This is a genomic window from Arthrobacter sp. Dra40 (assembly GCF_059091905.1).
This window is the reverse complement of the sequence record NZ_JBNHHB010000361.1, coordinates 1-3,462: the sequence shown is the minus strand read 5'-3', so window position 1 is coordinate 3,462 and position 3,462 is coordinate 1. Positions and strand designations below refer to the sequence as shown.

At 69.6% G+C, this 3,462-nt stretch carries 2 protein-coding genes and 1 pseudogene; all 3 read left to right on the top strand.

The window, feature by feature from the left end; all coding sequences use genetic code 11:
- Positions 1 to 727: pseudogene (locus AC5RWT_RS35765) on the top strand (high-affinity choline transporter BetT); the annotation flags it as partial.
- Positions 724 to 2,220 carry an aldehyde dehydrogenase family protein gene (locus AC5RWT_RS35760; protein WP_494084362.1) on the top strand — a complete coding sequence of 499 codons (1,497 nt, stop codon included), beginning with the start codon at positions 724 to 726 and terminating at the stop codon, positions 2,218 to 2,220. The pseudogene AC5RWT_RS35765 and the gene AC5RWT_RS35760, both read left to right, overlap by 4 nt.
- On the top strand, positions 2,220 to 3,462 hold a 1,243-nt coding region (locus tag AC5RWT_RS35755), incomplete at its 3' end, for a GMC family oxidoreductase (protein WP_494084361.1). The genes AC5RWT_RS35760 and AC5RWT_RS35755, both read left to right, overlap by 1 nt.

Here is a 3,462-nt window from a genome sequence, read left to right as displayed (position 1 = left end):
GCTGGTGGGCGGGGTGCCCACGCTGCAGAGCGCCACCGTCATCATGGGCCTGCCGTTCTCGGTGGTCCTGGTCTTCATCATGTTGGGCCTCTACAAGGCGCTGCGCCTGGAGACCGCGCTGGCTGACAGCTACCAGGCCGGCCTGCATTCCGTGCTCAACTCCCGCACCAACGTGCCAAGCGGCGCGGACGGCCGCCGCGGCTGGCGCCAGCGCCTGGCCCGCGCCATGAACTACCCGGGCCGCCGGCAGGCGCAGCGCTTCGTGTCCGAGATCGCGGTGCCAGCGCTCAACGACGTGCGCGGCGACCTCGCCGCCCGCGGACTGGAGGCCACGCTGAAGACCAGTACCGTCGACGCCTTCGGAATCGACACCGCGGACCTCTGCGTGGAGCTCGACGGCGAACGCACCTTCAAGTACCAGATCTACCCGGTGCAGAACGACGTCCCGTCCTACGCGCGCTCGTCCGCTGCCGGCGGGAAGTACTACCGGATCGAAGTGTTCTCGCTCGAGGGCAGCCATGGCTACGACCTCATGGGCTACAGCAAGGACGAGGTGATCGCCGACGTGCTGGACCACTACGAGGTGCACCTTGAGTTCCTGCACCAGCACCGGGCTACCCTGCCCTACAGCACCGCCGCGGAAAACGTTCCTCCCAAGGCGGACTGGGAAACCGACTACGACACCGTCGACGAGCCCGTCGCCGCACCCTCGAAGGAGACACCATGACCACCACCGCCTCCACCTTGTTCATCAACGGCGCCTGGGAGCCCGCCGCCACCGGCGCCACCCGCGAGATCCGCAACCCGGCCGACGGCCAGGTTGTCGCCACCGTGTCCGAAGCCGGCCGGGACGACACCGAACGCGCCATCGCCGCGGCCCGCGCCGCCTTCGACTCCGGCGTCTGGGCGGCCGTCCCGGCGCCCGAGCGCGGCGACTTCCTGCTCAAGGTGGCCGCCGGCCTGCGCGAACGCCGCGAGGAGTTCGCCCGCGCCGAGTCGCTGGACACCGGCAAGCGGATCCTTGAAAGCCGGATGGACATGGACGACATCGCCGCCTGCTTCGAGTACTTCGGCAAGATCGCCGGGGAGCAGGCCGGCCGCATGGTCGACGCCGGGGACCCCGCCGTCGTCAGCCGGATCGTGCACGAGCCGGTGGGCGTGTGCGGCATGATCACGCCCTGGAACTACCCGCTCCTGCAGGCCGCGTGGAAGATCGCGCCGGCGCTGGCCGCCGGCTGCACCTTCGTGCTCAAGCCCGCCGAGCTCACCCCGTCCACCGCCGTCCTGACCATGAAACTTCTCAAGGACCTGGGCCTGCCCGACGGCGTCGCCAACCTGGTCACCGGCCCCGGCGCCGAGGCGGGCGCCCCCCTTTCCGAGCACCCCGACGTCGACCTCGTCTCCTTCACCGGAGGCCTGGTGACCGGCAAGGTGGTCGCGGCGGCCGCCGCCGGCACCGTCAAGAAGGTGGCACTGGAACTCGGCGGCAAGAACCCGAATGTGGTGTTCGCCGACGCGGACTTCGACGCCGCCGTCGACAACGCGCTCAACGCGGCATTTGTCCACTCCGGACAGGTCTGCTCCGCCGGCGCACGCCTGGTGGTCGAGGAATCGATCTCGGAGCGCTTCGTGGACGAACTGGTCCGCCGCGCCGAGGGCATCCGCCTGGGCGGTCCCTTCGACGAGGCCGCGGAAACCGGGCCGCTGATTTCGGCAGCGCACCGGGAGAAGGTGGATACCTACGTGAAGCGCGGCGTGCAGGAGGGCGCGCGGCTGCGCTGCGGCGGCGCCGCTCCCGAGGGCTCCGAGTACGACGACGGCTTCTACTACCTGCCCACCGTCCTGGACCGCGTGGAACGTGGGATGTCCGTCGTCGTGGACGAAGCGTTCGGCCCGGTGGTGACCGTGGAGACGTTCCGCGACGAGGACGAGGCAGTGGCCACCGCCAACGACACGATCTACGGTCTGGCCGGAGCGGTCTGGACCCAGGATGCCGGCAAGGCCCAGCGCGTGGCCGGCCGGCTGCGCCACGGCACCGTCTGGATCAACGACTTCCACCCCTACCTTCCGCAGGCCGAGTGGGGCGGCTTCGGCCAGTCCGGCGTCGGCCGCGAGCTTGGACCCACCGGTTTGGCCGAGTACCAGGAAGCCAAGCACATCTACCAGAACACCAGCCCGCAGGTGACCGGCTGGTTCGCTGACCGCAGCAAGGAGAACTGATGCACATCGACAACGTCGAGAACCTCATCGACCGGGACTTCGACTACATCGTCGTCGGCGGGGGATCCGCCGGCGCCGCCGTCGCCGCCCGCCTCAGCGAAAACCCCGCGGTATCCGTGGCGCTGGTGGAGGCCGGCCCGGACGACCGCGGCGTGCCCGAGGTCCTGCAGCTGGACCGCTGGATGGAGCTGCTCGAATCCGGCTACGACTGGGACTACCCGATCGAGCCGCAGGAGAACGGCAACTCGTTCATGCGCCACTCCCGGGCGAAGGTCATGGGCGGCTGCTCCAGCCACAACTCCTGCATCGCCTTCTGGGCCCCGCGCGAGGACCTGGACGAGTGGGAGTCCAAGCACGGCGTAACCGGCTGGAACGCGGAGACCGCCTACCCGCTGTACCAGCGGCTGGAGACCAACGAGGATGCCGGCCCGGACGCCCCGCACCACGGCGACTCCGGCCCGGTGCACGTCATGAACGTGCCGCCGGTTGACCCGACCGGCGTCGCGCTGCTGGATGCCTGCGAACAGGCCGGCATCCCGCGGGCCACGTTCAACGACGGCACCACCGTGGTCAACGGCGCCAACTTCTTCCAGATCAACCGCCGGTCCGACGGCACCCGCTCCTCCAGCTCGGTGTCCTACATCCACCCGATCATCGAGCGTGAGAACTTCACCCTGCTGACCGGCCTGCGCGCCCGCCAGCTGGTGTTCGACGCCCAGAAGCGCTGCACCGGCGTGGACATCGTGGACTCGGCGTTCGGCCGGACGCACCGGCTGTCCGCGCGGCGCGAGGTGGTGCTGTCCACCGGCGCCATCGACTCGCCGAAACTGCTGATGCTTTCCGGCATCGGCCCGGCCGCCCACCTTGCCGAGCACGGCATCGACGTCGTGGTTGATTCCCCCGGCGTCGGCGAACACCTGCAGGACCACCCCGAGGGCGTGGTCCAGTTCGAGGCGAAGCAACCGATGGTGGAGAGCTCCACCCAGTGGTGGGAGATCGGCATCTTTACGCCCACCGAGGAGGGCCTGGACCGCCCGGACCTGATGATGCACTACGGCTCGGTGCCGTTCGACATGAACACCCTGCGGCACGGCTACCCCACCACGGAGAACGGCTTCAGCCTCACCCCGAACGTCACGCACGCCCGCTCCCGCGGCACCGTCCGGCTGCGCAGCCGCGACTTCCGCGACAAGCCCATGGTCGATCCCCGGTACTTCACCGATCCCGAGGGCCACGACATGC

Coding starts and splice junctions, on each gene's coding strand:
- AC5RWT_RS35760 (WP_494084362.1), top strand. CDS start 724: ATGACCACCACCGCCTCCACCTTGTTCATCAACGGCGCCTGGGAGCCC.